This is a genomic window from Shewanella electrica (assembly GCF_022321485.1).
GTDB lineage: Bacteria > Pseudomonadota > Gammaproteobacteria > Enterobacterales > Shewanellaceae > Shewanella > Shewanella electrica.
In genome coordinates this window covers 1-230 of the sequence record NZ_JAKOGG010000843.1, presented here as the reverse complement: position 1 = coordinate 230, position 230 = coordinate 1, and the positions used below count along the sequence as shown (strand labels likewise).

General features: G+C 56.5%; 1 protein-coding gene. It reads right to left on the bottom strand.

The window, feature by feature from the left end; genetic code table 11:
- Positions 1-230, bottom strand: a 230-nt coding sequence (locus L9G74_RS22200) for a TatD family hydrolase (protein WP_238899133.1), incomplete at both ends; no start/stop codon positions are given.

Here is a 230-nt window from a genome sequence, read left to right as displayed (position 1 = left end):
CCGACCTCGCTGGCCTTTTCCTCCCGCAGGATTTTCACGATATCCTCGTGCGCATCCCGGTTATGGATCACGATCGGCATGCCGAGCTCCCGGGCCAACCCGATTTGCTGGCGCAAAACCCGGTGCTGCACGTCTTTCGGGGAGGTATCCCAATAATAATCGAGCCCGATTTCGCCGATGGCCACGACTTTTTCATGGCTGCATAAAGATGCAATCCATTCGAGATCCCC